Annotated in this window: 13 protein-coding genes; 9 read left to right on the forward strand and 4 right to left on the reverse strand. The window is 61.1% G+C overall.

Annotation, left to right across the window (positions count from 1 at the left end; genetic code table 11):
* The first annotated feature begins 143 nt into the window (after positions 1-143).
* The 5 genes from BSY240_RS05940 (at position 144) to BSY240_RS05960 (ending at position 4,395) form a co-directional block, all read left to right on the forward strand.
* On the forward strand, positions 144-902 hold the full coding sequence (locus tag BSY240_RS05940; RefSeq protein ID WP_054150532.1) for an SDR family oxidoreductase: 759 nt from the start codon (positions 144-146) through the stop codon (positions 900-902).
* A complete protein-coding gene (gene uvrC, locus BSY240_RS05945; protein WP_054150531.1) occupies positions 899-2,926 on the forward strand; it encodes an excinuclease ABC subunit UvrC in 2,028 nt (675 codons plus the stop codon). The genes BSY240_RS05940 and uvrC overlap by 4 nt, the downstream gene beginning before the upstream one ends.
* Before the next feature lie 121 nt (positions 2,927-3,047).
* Positions 3,048-3,644, forward strand: coding sequence for a CDP-diacylglycerol--glycerol-3-phosphate 3-phosphatidyltransferase (pgsA, locus tag BSY240_RS05950; protein WP_054150530.1), 597 nt, complete (start codon positions 3,048-3,050; stop codon positions 3,642-3,644).
* Position 3,645: 1 nt separating this feature from the next.
* On the forward strand, positions 3,646-3,900 hold the full coding sequence (gene moaD / locus BSY240_RS05955; RefSeq protein WP_069041706.1) for a molybdopterin converting factor subunit 1: 255 nt from the start codon (positions 3,646-3,648) through the stop codon (positions 3,898-3,900).
* Positions 3,901-3,930: 30 nt separating this feature from the next.
* Positions 3,931-4,395, forward strand: coding sequence for a molybdenum cofactor biosynthesis protein MoaE (locus tag BSY240_RS05960; protein WP_442856009.1), 465 nt, complete (start codon positions 3,931-3,933; stop codon positions 4,393-4,395).
* Positions 4,396-4,583: 188 nt separating this feature from the next.
* On the opposite strand, the gene ndk is transcribed toward BSY240_RS05960, so the two are convergent.
* Both ndk and BSY240_RS05970 read right to left on the reverse strand, forming a co-directional pair.
* Entirely contained in the window at positions 4,584-5,006 is a 423-nt protein-coding gene (gene ndk / locus BSY240_RS05965) for a nucleoside-diphosphate kinase (protein ID WP_054150527.1), read from the reverse strand.
* A 117-nt stretch (positions 5,007-5,123) separates the two neighbouring features.
* Positions 5,124-5,807, reverse strand: coding sequence for a glutathione S-transferase family protein (locus tag BSY240_RS05970; RefSeq protein WP_069041708.1), 684 nt, complete (start codon positions 5,805-5,807; stop codon positions 5,124-5,126).
* 135 nt (positions 5,808-5,942) lie between these two features.
* Between BSY240_RS05970 and BSY240_RS05975 the strand changes: the two genes are divergently transcribed.
* Positions 5,943-6,449, forward strand: coding sequence for a DinB family protein (locus BSY240_RS05975; protein WP_069041709.1), 507 nt, complete (start codon positions 5,943-5,945; stop codon positions 6,447-6,449).
* A 94-nt stretch (positions 6,450-6,543) separates the two neighbouring features.
* Here BSY240_RS05975 and BSY240_RS05980 read toward each other — a convergent pair whose 3' ends face one another.
* Together BSY240_RS05980 and BSY240_RS05985 are read right to left on the reverse strand one after the other, a co-directional pair.
* Positions 6,544-8,136, reverse strand: a complete 1,593-nt coding sequence (locus BSY240_RS05980; protein WP_069041710.1) for a methyl-accepting chemotaxis protein — start codon at positions 8,134-8,136, stop codon at positions 6,544-6,546.
* Complete coding sequence (locus BSY240_RS05985; RefSeq protein WP_054150523.1) at positions 8,133-8,432, reverse strand: hypothetical protein; 300 nt, start codon at positions 8,430-8,432, stop codon at positions 8,133-8,135. Before BSY240_RS05985 ends, BSY240_RS05980 begins: the two co-directional genes overlap by 4 nt.
* 288 nt (positions 8,433-8,720) lie before the next feature.
* Here BSY240_RS05985 and BSY240_RS05990 point away from each other — a divergent pair, with 288 nt between their 5' ends.
* The 3 genes from BSY240_RS05990 to BSY240_RS06000 all read left to right on the forward strand — a co-directional run bounded on the left by BSY240_RS05990 (position 8,721) and on the right by BSY240_RS06000 (position 14,101).
* Positions 8,721-9,743 (forward strand): diguanylate cyclase domain-containing protein, encoded by a 1,023-nt coding sequence (locus BSY240_RS05990; RefSeq protein ID WP_054150522.1) that lies wholly within the window; start codon positions 8,721-8,723, stop codon positions 9,741-9,743.
* 77 nt (positions 9,744-9,820) lie between these two features.
* Complete coding sequence (locus BSY240_RS05995; protein WP_054150521.1) at positions 9,821-11,710, forward strand: ABC-F family ATP-binding cassette domain-containing protein; 1,890 nt, start codon at positions 9,821-9,823, stop codon at positions 11,708-11,710.
* A gap of 438 nt (positions 11,711-12,148) precedes the next feature.
* The gene (locus tag BSY240_RS06000) at positions 12,149-14,101 is read left to right on the forward strand and encodes a HAMP domain-containing methyl-accepting chemotaxis protein (protein WP_083229566.1); all 1,953 of its coding nucleotides are present in this window, start codon (positions 12,149-12,151) and stop codon (positions 14,099-14,101) included.
* Positions 14,102-14,163: the final 62 nt, after the last annotated feature.

Raw genomic sequence — 14,163 nt, forward strand, 5'->3', positions numbered from 1 at the left:
TGAAGATTTCATCAACTTATACTTACATTATACGCGGACCCCACAAAGCAAACCCCGGGCAAAGTTTCAGGAATGCCCCGTTTAAATGTCGCCTCGGCGCCATATATGCAGCGCAACACCACTGACAGCACAAGGTAAGACACATGCAAAACGGCATCCCGAAGGTGGCTTTGGTCACCGGATCCGCAAAACGACTTGGCCGCGCCATCGCCGAAGACTTGGCGGCCCATGGCTTTGCCGTGGCATTGCATGCCAACGGTTCGCTGGATGAGGCAGAGGCCGTGGCCCACACATTGCGGTCCGAGGGAAAACGGGCAATCGCGCTGAAGGCGGACCTTGGTAACATTTCTGAGACCGGATCACTGATTGCGCAGACGGAAGCCGAATTCGGGCCTGTCGGGCTGCTCGTCAACAATGCCTCGATCTTCGAGGATGATTCCGCCATCGATTTCGATCCCGAAATCTTCGATCGGCACTTCAACGTCCATGTCCGGGCACCAGCGATCCTCAGTGGTGCGCTCGTCAAGGCGCTGCCCGAGGACAGCGCAGGCCTGATCGTCAACATCATCGATCAGCGCGTCCTGGCGCTGAAACCGACCTTCTTTTCCTATACGCTGTCGAAATCGACCCTCTGGACAGCGACGCAAACGCTGGCCCAGGCCTTTTCGCCTCGTGTTCGGGTCAATGCGATCGGCCCCGGCCCCAGCTTGATTTCGGAACGGCAGCGGCCAGAGGATTTTCAGGCGCAGATCGACAGCCTGCCCCTCAAGCGCGGCCCCTCGCTCGATGAATTCGGCCGCACGATCCGCTTTCTTTTTGACACGCCGTCGATCACCGGCCAAATGATCGCCTTGGATGGGGGCCAGCATCTGATTTGGCACGGCACGGAGATCAATGAATGAATGGAGGAAAGCTGCCCGATGGCGGCATTCTCTATGACGGTTCGGAAGAGGATGACGACGACGTCGTGGCGGAGGTGGATGCCACCCGCCCCGGCATCGAGATCGACTGGCATGTCGACGGCCTTGATGAAACAGGGCTCACCGGCGCTGACCTGATTGCCGAATTCGTCAAGCGGCTGCCCAATGCGCCCGGCGTCTACCGCATGCTGAACAAGGCCGGCGAGGTCATGTATGTCGGCAAGGCTCGAAGCCTGAAGAAGCGTGTCAGCAATTATGCCCAGGGCCGCGTTCACTCGAACCGGCTGTCGCGCATGGTGCGCGATACCGTGCACATGGAATTCGTCACGACACGCACCGAGGTCGAGGCGCTGCTGCTCGAAGCCAACCTGATCAAGCGCCTGCGCCCGCGCTTCAACGTGCTTCTGCGCGACGACAAGAGTTTTCCCTATATTCTGATCACCGGCGACAGCCGATCGCCCGCCATCTACAAGCATCGCGGGGCGCGCGCCCGCAAGGGCGACTATTTCGGCCCCTTTGCTTCGGCGAGTGCGGTTGGTCGCACGATCAATTCGCTGCAGCGCGCCTTCCTGCTGCGCACCTGCACCGACAGCGTCTTCGAGAGCCGCACGCGACCCTGCCTGCTTTATCAAATCAAGCGCTGTTCGGGTCCGTGCACACATGAGATCAGCGATCAGGATTATGCGGGCCTGGTGCGCGAAGCGAAGGACTTCCTGTCGGGCAAGAGCCAGAACGTCAAGGAAGCCATGGCGCGCGCGATGAACGAGGCGGCCGAGGATCTCGACTTCGAGCGCGCCGCCGTGTTCCGTGATCGTCTCGCGGGTCTGTCGCATGTGCAGAGCCATCAGGGCATCAATCCGGCCGGTGTGGACGAGGCCGATGTCTTTGCCATCCATCACGAAGGCGGGCTGTCCTGCATTCAGGTCTTCTTCTTCCGCGCCAGCCAGAACTGGGGCAACCAGGCCTATTTCCCGAAGGCCGATCCGCAACTGAGCGCAGCGGAAGTGCTCAACTCGTTCCTCGCGCAGTTCTATGACGACAAGCCTGTGCCGCGGCTGATCCTCTTGTCCGAAGAGGTCGAGGAGCAGGACCTGCTCGCCTCCGCCCTGTCGGAAAAGGCCGGGCACAAGGTTTCGATCAGCGTGCCGCAGCGTGGGGAAAAGAAGGATCTCGTCGATCACGTGAATGCCAATGCCCGCGAGGCACATGGGCGGAAGCTTGCCGAAACCGCGTCGCAGTCGCGTCTGCTGGCCGGTCTCGCCGAGACCTTTCAGCTGCCTTACGTGCCGCGCCGCATCGAGATCTACGACAACTCCCATATCATGGGCACCAATGCGGTGGGCGGCATGGTGGTCGCGGGGCCGGAAGGCTTCGTGAAGGGCCAGTACCGAAAGTTCAACATCAAATCGACCGACATCACGCCCGGAGATGACTTCGGCATGATGCGCGAAGTGATGACCCGACGCTTCTCGCGCCTGCTGAAGGAAGAAGGCAAGCCGGACCGCAGCGCGGCCCCGGAAGACTCTGGGGACAGCCCCTTCCCCGCCTGGCCTGATGTCATTCTGATCGACGGTGGCCAGGGCCAGATGAGTGCCGTGCGCAAGATCCTTGCCGATCTCGATATCACCGAGAGCGTGATTGCCATCGGCGTTGCCAAGGGTGTGGATCGCGATGCGGGCCGCGAGCGCTTCTTCGTCGAGGGCAAGCCCGACTTCACGCTGCCACCGCGCGACCCGGTTCTCTACTTCATCCAGCGCATGCGCGACGAAGCGCATCGGTTTGCAATCGGCTCACACCGGGCGCGGCGCAAGAAGGAAATGGTCAAGAACCCGCTCGACGAGATCGCCGGTATCGGACCGACGCGCAAACGGGCGCTGCTGCAGCATTTCGGCACGGCCAAGGCTGTATCCCGCGCCGCGGTCAGCGACTTGATGGCCGTCGAGGGCATCTCGGAAGCGGTTGCGCGGCTGATCTACAACCATTTTCACGAAAGCAGGGGTGACTGACACGGAAACGACGCATCCGGGGTCGAGATGATGATACAGACGATTCAGAATTCTTGAGTTGACGGCCTCGACGGAAACCCATCACATCACTCAGAGCACCAGACTTCAAAGACAGGGCATCATGGCTTCGCGCGCATACAACATTCCGAATCTCCTGACCTACGCTCGCATTCTCGCCGTGCCGCTCATCGTCGTGTGCTTCTTTCTGGAAGGCCGACTTCAGAGCTCAGACTTCGCCCGCTGGACGGCGCTGACGATCTTTGTCGTCGCCTCGATCACCGACTATCTCGACGGCTATCTGGCACGCATCTGGAACCAGACATCCAATATCGGCAAGATGTTGGACCCGATCGCCGACAAGCTTCTGATCGCTTCGGTGCTGCTCCTGATGGCGGCGGATGGTACGATCGCGGGCTGGTCGCTCTGGGCCGCCATCACCATTCTCTGCCGCGAGATCCTGGTCTCGGGCCTGCGTGAGTATCTGGCGGCGCTCAAGGTGTCCGTGCCAGTTACCCAGATCGCCAAGTGGAAGACGACCGCGCAGATGTTCGCACTCGCCTTCCTGCTGGCCGGCCCGGCGGGGGATAAAGTTCTACCCTATGTCGAGTTTGGCCTCGCCACCCATATCGGCATCGCGCTTCTCTGGATCGCCGCCATCCTGACCATCTATACCGGCTACGACTATTTCCGCGCCGGCGCCAAGCACATGGTGGATTGAGATGGTGAAGGTGGTCTACTTCGCCTGGGTTCGCGAGCGGATCGGCAAGGGCGAGGAAGAACTGGAGATCCCGGCCGAGGTCAAGACCGCCGGCGAGCTGGTATCCTGGCTTGCGACCCTCGGTGAAGGCTATGAGGAGGCTCTGCGCTTTCCCAAGGCGATCCGGGTCGCCATCAACCAGGAACATGTCGAGCATAACGAACTGATTGCTGGCGCCCGTGAGATCGGCATCTTCCCGCCGATGACCGGCGGCTGAGAGGCGCCCGCTGGAGGATAAGCCGTGACGATCAGGCCCGCCCCCACCATCCGCGTCCAGCGCGAGGATTTCGATCCGGCAGCCGAGTTGCAGGCTCTCTCAGCCGGGCGCAAGGACATTGGAGCGCTCGTTTCCTTTGTCGGCCTTTGCCGCGACGAGGCGGGAACGCTTTCGGCGCTCGAACTCGAACATTATCCGGGCATGGCGGAAACAGAGATGACCCGGATCGCGGAACTTGCGATCGATCGCTTCTCGCTGCTGGGGCTCACTGCCATCCACCGTTTCGGGCGGATCGAGGCGGGGGAACAGATCGTGCTCGTCCTTGCCGCTGCCCCGCATCGGCAGGCGGCTTTCGACGGCGCCAATTTCGTCATGGATTTCCTGAAGACCTCAGCGCCGTTCTGGAAGAAGGAACACGCGCAAGATGGCACCAGCGGCGACTGGGTCGCGGCAAAGGACGCCGACGATACGGCACGGGATCGCTGGAACCGATAAGCGTACGCCTCGCATGAACTGCCACAGCCGCCAATCGATCTCGACTTGGCAGGATTGCTCACGCTTTGGCCGAGCCGACGTGTGCCTTCCCTTGTCTCGACCACATGGCGGCATGAAAAAACCGGAGCCTTTCAGCCCCGGTTCTTTAATCTATCCAACGTCTTGAGGCTTCAGCCTCAGGACTTGATTCAGCCGACGATTTCGGTGTCGGCGAACCAGTAGCTGATTTCCTGGGCAGCGGTTTCCGGAGCGTCCGAACCGTGAACCGAGTTTTCGCCGATCGACAGGGCGAACATCTTGCGGATCGTGCCTTCGTCGGCATTGGCCGGGTTGGTCGCGCCCATGATTTCGCGGTTCTTCAGGATGGCGTTTTCGCCTTCGAGAACCTGAACGACGGTCGGGCCCGAGGTCATGCCTTCAACCAGTTCGCCGAAGAAGGGGCGTTCCTTGTGAACGGCGTAGAAGCCTTCAGCTTCGCGCTTGCTCATCCAAACGCGCTTCGAAGCGACGACGCGCAGGCCGTTGTCTTCGAAAACCTTGGTGATGGCGCCGGTCAGGTTGCGCTTGGTGGCATCGGGCTTGATCATCGAGAAGGTGCGTTCAATCGCCATCTGTCTCATCCTTTTGTCTGTCAGGGAAAGTGGGCGGTATCTACCCGCCCCGAATCACGAAGACAAGAGGGCTTCGACAATTTCACGACGACGTCACAATCACACGGTTTTGACCGGTCAGGCGACCGCATGGGCGACGCCGTCATGGAGTTCGAGGCAACGGTCGAACCAGAGGCTCACTGGATCATCCGCCGGCAGGTGGATGGCGCCCGTGGTGACCCTCAGCCATTGCAGCGCACCGAACAGGATATAGTCGCCGAAGAGCGGGGTTGCGCCGCCGACGAAAGGCTGGAAGACCAGCATGTGACGGAGCGGCTGGAGCGCTGCCGGAAGGGCTGCAATTGCGGCGTCGCGACCGGCGGCCATGTCCTCCAAGGTCCGTCCGAGCCTTTCCTCACGGCTTTTGCGGAAATAGGCTTGGTCAGCGGGAGCCAGCATGTCGTGGATGTCGACGAGAGCGATCTTCGTGATTGCGGTATGGACGACATGCTGGGAATAGCCCTCCACCAGGCGTGCTGCGGCGACACCGCCCTGCCCGCCAAACAGGCTCGGCTGCTCGGGATAGGCCTCCTCCAGATAGAGCGCGATCCGAAAGCTGTCGGAGATCAGTTCCTGACCGTCCCTAAGGATCGGAACCGTCTTTGAGAACCCGCCCTCGATTGTTGGGATCGCCGTGAAGGCGAGCGGCCGCTCCTCGAATACAAGGCCCTTGTGGTGGAGGGCCATCACGGTCTTCCAGCAATGGGGCGAGAAAGGACGCGCGGCATCGGCGCCGCACAGCGAATAGAGGGTCATCGTCATCGGGATCTCCTAGGTTCGCACCAAAAAAGCCGATCACGGGGCCGGATGCAAATCAGCATTTTTCATGGAACCCATAACCCCCATTTCGGTCGAAGCCGGCTAGACTGGATGCAGGACCACAATCAGGAGCGTACCATGCAGAACTATCAGATGCTCGCGGACTACAATGCTTGGGCCAACAGGCTGCTTTATTCTGCTGTCGCAGACCTCTCGACCGAAGAGCTCCACCGCGACACCGGCGCCTTCTTCGGATCAATCTTCGCCACGCTCAGCCACATCCTGACCGCAGACCGGATCTGGCTGAACCGGTTCACCGGCGAAGGCCCGATGCCCCGCTCCCTGGATGAGCGCCCCTATGATGACTTCGAGGATCTGCGGGCCGCTCGGCTGGAAGAAGACACGCGGATCATCCGTTATGCGCAGAGCCTGACTGCGGAGCGGCTGAATAGCGACTTCAGCTACACGCCGGTCACATCGCCGGAACGCGTAAGCCATAAGCTCTGGCCGGCCCTCACCCATGTCTTCAACCACCAGACCCACCATCGTGGGCAGGTTCATGCCGGATTGACCGGACTGGGCAAGCCGAGCCTCAGCCTCGACCTGATCTATTTCGTCCGCAGCCAGGGCCAGCAGTGGCTGTGAGACGCGACAGAGGCCTGACGGGGCTCTAAAACGGAAATGGGGCCACGACGATCGTGACCCCAAGTCTTTCGTGCGGATATGGGCTTGGCTGCGGTCAAGCGGCGCGACGGGTTCCGGAACCCGTCTTCGATCCGGTCTTGAACTGCGCCATCAGGTGATCCAGCGTGGTGGCCTCCTGGACGAGTTGCTGGATCGCAGCGCTTGACTCCTCCACCATCGCAGCATTCCGCTGGGTGTTCTTGTCGATGTGCCCGACCGCCTGATCAATCTCGACAAGGCCCTGTGCCTGGGTCTTGGCACCATCGATGATCTTGGAGATCTCGTGGCTGATCGACTGAACCTCGGTCGCGATCGTGCTCAAAGCCTCGCCGGCCTGGTCGACCAGTGACACACCGTTGCGCACTTCTTCCCCGGATGCGTTGATGAGGGTCTTTATCTCCTTCGCTGCATTGGCGGAGCGCTGAGCGAGTTCGCGGACCTCCTGTGCGACGACGGCAAAACCCTTTCCGGCCTCACCGGCACGCGCCGCTTCGACGCCGGCGTTCAGCGCCAGAAGATTGGTCTGGAAGGCAATCTCGTCGATGACGCCGATGATGTTCGAAATGGACTGCGACGACTGCTCGATACGGCTCATGGCAGAGACCGCGTCGGTTACGATCGTGCCGGATCGTTCCGCACCCATCCTTGCCTGGTTGACCAACTTGCCGACCGAATCCGCGACAGACGCGGTTTCCTTCACTGTGGCCATCACGCTGGACAGCGCGCTCGCGGTTTCCTCGACCGACGCGGCCTGGCGCTCGCTGCGGGCGGAGAGATCGTTGTTGGCCTGGCCGATCTGGCCCGTACCGTTGCGGAGAACTGAGGCCACCTGACCGACCTGAGAAACGACGACTTCGAGCTTCTGCACGGAGGCATTGAAGGACGTGCGCAGCTCATCAAGCGGGCCTGAGAAGGCGCTGTCGATGCGGTAGGAGAGGTCCCCTTCCGCCAGCTTCTGCAGCGATCTGGCCAGTTCGGAAACGGCGTAGTCCACCGCTTCGGCTTCCCGCGCCTTTTCCGCTTCCCGCTTGCGGCGGTCGGCATCGGCAGCGGCATCGGTTCGCTTGACGTGATCGGCCATCTCTACGGCCTCGCGCTCGGCAGCGACTGCATCGGCAACAGCCTTGTCGGAGACATCGAATGCCTTGACGACGGCCGAGGTCAGAGCGATCAGGACGATGCTCTGGACGATCAGCACCACCGCATGCAGGACGACGCGCGAGAAGTCGGAATCACCCGGGAAGACCGCCAGCGGCATCGCAACATACAGCAGCAGATGGTGGACCGCGACGAGCGCGGCGTAGCCGATAATCGCCTTCCAATCGATCCAGGCGGCACAGATCGCCAGGCTCGCGAAGAAGTACATGTGGATGTCGATTTGGAGCGGCGAGCCCTGGAAGGCGAAAACGAGAATAGCGACCGTCGCCGCATTCGCCATGGAGGTAACCATGCGGGTGGTCGCGCCGGTACGATCCCTTGTCCACAAGAGTGTGGCCGGCACCAACAGGGCGAGAGTGGCCAGGATCATGGTCCAGTCGACACCTTGCTCGCGGACGAGATTGCGGATGACGATCAGGGCAAAGTTGATCCAGAGCAGTCCGACGATGCCGTAGGAGATCCTGTCTCTGAGCTTATTCAGTTCATTCATGTGTTCATTCCTTGCAGGCAACCAAGCGCCAGATCATGGTTGATGACGAGCAAAGCGCCCGCATCGAGAAGCCGCTCCGGAAAATCCGGAGCCTGCGAATAAGCGACCGACATCCACGGGACGCTTCCAGCCCAGACGAAAGCACCGTCAGCACGGTCGATGACTGCCATCGAACCCGCCGCATGTGCCGCGGGTGAGGTTACAACGAGGACGAAGGGGCCGGACGGCCTTGCCGCTATGACAGCGACAACGGCGACCGCCAGCGAGAAGTAGACAGCGGGAATAAGGGACTTCATGGTGCCTACGTATGTTCGCCGGTCGAGTGCTGAGAAGGCTCTTCCCCAGCTGGTTTTCAGAGCATCAGCAAACCACAAACATCTCTAAAATATAATTAACCGAAGGGCGGAACCCGCTCATATTTCGGGCAATTCCGCTTTAGCAAAAGGCAAAAGGGAAGTCCCTGAAACAGGCCTTTGCCTTAACCGTTTCGTATGTGGTGCCGTGTTACGAGACCACAATTCTGCGGGAATAGTTCCGGCCTCCCACAGACCAAGCGCAACTCATCGGATGATCAGGACAAATTGATGAGCGGAATTGCAGACGATCTCCAGAAGATCACGGTCTTCATGCTGAAACATCAGATCGCCGGGATCCCCCGCAACTTCGAACTGGTTCATGAAGCCTTTGCCGGCAGCAAATCGGATCTTGCGCGTGAGCTTGCAGCCCTTGGATCCCGTCCGACGCAATCGGCGCTCGACCAACTCGGCCTCAAGCACCGGCTTGCCGGCCATTGCGGCGTCTCGGCGGAACGCTTGCAGGACGAAACGCTGAAAACGCTGAAACGGCTCAGCGACCAACTGTCGCTCGGACTGACCCAGAAGCGCGCTTTCACGAACTCGGTGGAAGGCGTCATCCGCTCGATCCGCGAGGATGTCACCGTCGGTATCGACCAGTTGCTCGGGGAGTTGGATCTGCTCTCCTCGATTGCCGGGGACATGATCAAGGCGGAAACCGCGCTGGCATCAGATGTTGCCGAGGGGCTGGACAGTCTGAATGCCGCAGACCGGGCCATTCGCGCAGCGCAGGCTGCGATGAAACGGGACCATCTGACCGGCCTCGCCAACCGGATCAGCTTCATCCAGACGCTGGAGGACGCCCATTCGGCCTCCTCGGCGGCCAAGCCGAGCGCGCTTGTGCTGATCGAAGTCCTCGATCTTCCCGGACTGCAGCACCAGTATGGCGACGAAGCGGTCAGCAAGCTCATCCGTGGTCTGGCGACGATCTTCCGCAAGGCGATCAAGAAGCACGACTTCATCGCCCGCATCGAGGCCGACACCTTTGCCTTCGTCTTCCAAGGCATCAACGCCGACGAGGCACACATCATCGCCGAACGGCTGTTCACGACGGCGGATAACAATCTCGTCTTCGCTTCCGAGACCTCGCCGGGTTCCGGCGGCCTGCCACTCGCGATCGGTCACGCCATGGCACACGAAGCCGCCGATCCGACAAGCTGGCTCGCCATTGCCAAGACCGCCACGATATTGGCACGGCAAAACCCGCGCCAGCCGATCATCGGCTACAAGCCCGGACAGCGCCAGGTCGCCTGACGAGATCGCCCGGCAGGCCCGACCGGGCGCCCTCGCCCGCTTGCCTTTGGCCGTGACATCGGCCAAAAGCCAGAACCATGATCACGATCAACGATATCTCCGCCCGCATCGCAGGCCGCCTGCTCATCGACCACGCCAGCGTCGCGCTGCCGGCCGGGACCAAGGCTGGCCTTGTCGGCAAGAATGGTGCGGGCAAATCGACGTTGTTCCGTATCATCACGGGCGATCTGGCCTCCGAAAGCGGCAATATCTCGATCCCGAAGAATGCACGCATCGGCCAGGTCGCGCAGGAAGCGCCGGGAACGGAAGACTCGCTGATCTCCATCGTGCTTGCCGCAGACAAGGAGCGCGCAGCCCTGCTCGTAGAGGCAGAGACGGCGACGGATCCGCATCGCATTGCCGAAATCCAGACACGGCTTGCCGATATCGGCGCGCATTCGGCGGAAGCGCGTGCGGCGACCATTCTCTCCGGCCTCGGTTTCGACCACGAGGCGCAGTTGCGCCCGGCCTCGTCCTTCTCCGGCGGCTGGCGCATGCGCGTGGCGCTCGCCTCGGTGCTCTTCGCCGAGCCGGATCTGCTGTTGCTCGACGAACCGACCAACTATCTCGACCTTGAAGGCACACTCTGGCTTGAGGACTATGTGCGGCGCTATCCGCACACGGTCATCATCATCAGCCATGACCGGGATCTCCTGAACACCGCCGTCAACTCGATCATCCATCTCGACCAGCAGAAGCTCACGCTCTATCGCGGCGGCTATGACAGCTTCGAACGGCAGAAGGCCGAGAACGACGAATTGCAGATGAAGGCCAAGGCGAAGAACGACGCCGCGCGCAAGCATCTGCAGAGCTTCATCGACCGCTTCCGCGCCAAGGCGACCAAGGCCAAGCAGGCCCAGAGCCGCATCAAGGCGCTGGAGCGCATGGGGACGGTTGCCGCCGTCATCGAGGACCATGTCCATCCGATCACCTTCCCGAAGCCTGAAAAGCAGCCGGCCTCGCCGATCGTTGCGATCTCGGGCGGCGTGGTCGGCTACGAGCCGGGCAAAGCGATCCTGAAGAACCTCAACCTGCGCATCGACAACGATGACCGCATCGCGCTTCTCGGTTCGAACGGCAACGGCAAGTCGACCTTCGCCAAATTCATTTCCGGACGTCTGGAAGCCCAGGGCGGCCAGCTGAAGACGGCATCGAGCCTGAAGATCGGCTTTTTCGCCCAGCACCAGCTTGACGACCTCATCCCGAACGAGAGCCCGGTTGCCCATGTGCGCCGGCTGATGCCGCTGGAGCCGGAAGCCAAGGTGCGTGCCCGCGTCGCGCAGATGGGGCTTGCAACCGAAAAGATGGAGACGGCTGCCAAGGATCTCTCGGGCGGCGAGAAGGCGCGCCTGCTGATGGGGCTTGCCGCCTTCCACGCCCCGAACCTCCTGATCCTCGACGAGCCGACGAACCACCTCGACATCGACAGCCGCAAGGCGTTGATCGAGGCGCTCAACGACTATGAGGGCGCCGTTATCCTGATCAGCCATGATCGCCACTTGATCGAGGCGACCGTCGACCGGCTCTGGCTTGTGAACAACGGCACGGTCACCAGCTTCGACGGCGACATGGAAGAGTATCGCTCGCTGATCATCGCCTCGGGCAAGAAGCCGGTGGAGAAGGACAAGGGCGACGGCGGCGCTGATACCGTCAACAAGGCCGAGCAACGCAAGGCGGCTGCCGACAGGCGCGCGAGCCTTGCACCACTCAAGAAAAAGATCAACGAAGTCGAGGCCTTGACGAAGAAGCTGGAGACTTTGATTCAGGCGCTCGACAAGGAGCTTGCCGATCCGGCTCTCTATGAGAAGGCGCCGGCCAAGGCGGCCGAGAAGGCCAAGCAGCGCGGAGAAGCGGCGGCAAAGCTTTCGGCAGCGGAAGAGCAATGGCTGGAGCTGTCCACCGAATACGAAGAGGGCATGGCGGGCTGACCGTTGGCCTTACCTCTTTGCAACCCGAAGCAGTCTAAACCCGCCTACGAGGCGGCAAGGCCCAAATCGTACGAATTTGGTTGTAATCCATAGCGTTCCCATTGTTTTCTTATAATATTTAAATCAGAAAATCGTGATGTTGCGCAACTCAGGCGCGATTTTTAGTAAACTTTTAAATTCCAGACCACATCATTCCCGCGAGTTAGTTCAGCCTACTTCAATCCAAAGTGCATTTCGTACCCATCGTCAGCCTTCTGGCCGGATGACTGTGCGCAAACGTTTTTGTCCCCGACGGGCCCCTCCGTTGCCGGGAATTGCGAAGCTGTGCGCGGAACGATCTGCACACCTGAGAAGCGCCTCGGTGATGCAACCGGGGCTCCCCCTCCCCGCGATCCATGCCATGAGGGCACGGACCCGGAGTGAACGGAAAGCTGCGGAATGTCGACGAAACCCCTGTCCATCAAAGCCTCGCTGCTCGGGGCCTTCATGCTTCTACTTGCCCTTCTCGTCGTCCAGGGTGGCTTTGCCCTCTGGTCGATGAATGGTGTCTTTTCCAATGTCCAGCGACTGGCGCAAGGCTCGGTACCGGTCGTCGACATCACCAACCGCCTGAATATCTCCATTGCCAACCTGCGTGCCTTGCAGACGCGGCATATACTGAGCACGACCCCGGAGACGCTTGCTGCAGCCGACGCGGCAGTTGCCAAAGAGGTCGATAAATTGAGGGACCGGATGGCGCGCTATGAGGCAATGATCACACTTCCGCAGGAAAGGCCCGCTTTCGAAGGATTCAAGGCCAGCGCCGAAAACTATCTTATCGCAGGCGACCGCATGATCGAACTTTCGCGCACCGGCGACAAGGCTGCCGCTGCGGCGTTGCTCACGGGGGAAATGGTTGTCGCCTATGACGAGATGGATGGCTATGCAGACACATTCCGCGACGCCAATGTCGATGCGGCTGCCGCGATGTTCGAAGAAAGCGCCAGCAGTTTCCGTCTCTCGCTTCTGAGCAATGCCGCGATCCTGGTTGTCGGTGCGCTGGCCGGCATTGCCGCCATGATCTTTGTCGCGCGCGGCGTTACCAAACCGATCGAACGCATGACACGGATCATGGGGCGCCTCGCCCGCAACGAGTTCGATGTCGAGATCGCCTATCTCGAACGGCAGAACGAGATCGGTGACATGGCGCGTGCCGTCGATGTGTTCAAGCAGAACGGTCTTCGGGTGCGGAAAATGAACGCGCAGGAGCACCGGATGAAGCAGCGCTGCGACGAGTTGCAGGAAAGCATCGGCCAGGTTTGTGCTGCGGCCATTGCCGGCGACTTCTCCCAACGGATCGATCGCGATTTCGAGTTCCCGGATCTCAATGCCTTCGCAAGCTCGATGAACGACCTGGTGCGCTCGATCGACAACGGCCTTGCGGAAACACGGCGCGTCATCGCCGGTCTGTCCGATGGCGATCTGACCGATACCATGCGCGGCGAATTCAACGGCGCCTTTGCGGAACTGCAGGGCAATGTGAACGGCACGATGCAGGTTCTCAGAACCGTCGTCGCCGAGGTTCGTACCTCAATCGATCAGATCCGCTCCGGATCGGGCGAGTTGCGTTATGCCTCCGACGACCTTGCCAAACGCACAGAACAGCAGGCGGCCGCACTTGAGCAGACCTCGTCTGCACTCGAGGAAATCACCGCAGCGGTCCGGCAATCGACCGACACGGCGCTTCAGGCGACCCGCATGGTCGACGAGGCGCGCCGCAGCACCGAGGAATCGAGTTCTGTCGTCGGCGACGCGGTCGCGGCGATGGGACGGATCGAGCAGGCGTCAGGCGAGATCGGCCAGATCATCAATGTGATCGACGAAATCGCCTTCCAGACCAATCTTCTCGCCCTCAACGCCGGCGTCGAGGCGGCGCGGGCGGGTGAGGCTGGCAAGGGCTTTGCCGTCGTTGCCCAGGAGGTCCGGGAACTCGCCCAGCGTTCGGCAGGTGCGGCCAAGGACATCAAGGCGCTGATCACCAAGTCGGGCGAGGAAGTCGGGATCGGCGTGCGCCTTGTGACGGCAACCGGGGATGCGCTGTCGCGGATCAGGGACCATGTCATGCATATCAACCAGTCGGTTCACCAGATCGCGGCAGCGGCCAGGGAACAGTCCCACAAGCTCCATGAGGTCAATACCGCCGTCGGCCAGATGGACCAGTTCACACAGCGCAATGCTGCGATGGTGGAGGAGACGACCGCCAGCACCAACAGGCTGGCCGATGATGCCGTCAACCTGTCGCACCTGATCAGCCACTTCAAGCTCGAGACCGCCTCGTCCCGGGCACGATCATCGCTGCCCGCGGCAAACGACACTGGGAACGGGCTGCGAAGAGCAGCAGCCACGCGGTGATCAAGACATCATAGCAAACTGCGAAGGGCCGCCCTGTGGCGGCCCTTCTGCATTTCTGGCAT

It is taken from the genome of Agrobacterium sp. RAC06, assembly GCF_001713475.1.
GTDB lineage: Bacteria > Pseudomonadota > Alphaproteobacteria > Rhizobiales > Rhizobiaceae > Allorhizobium.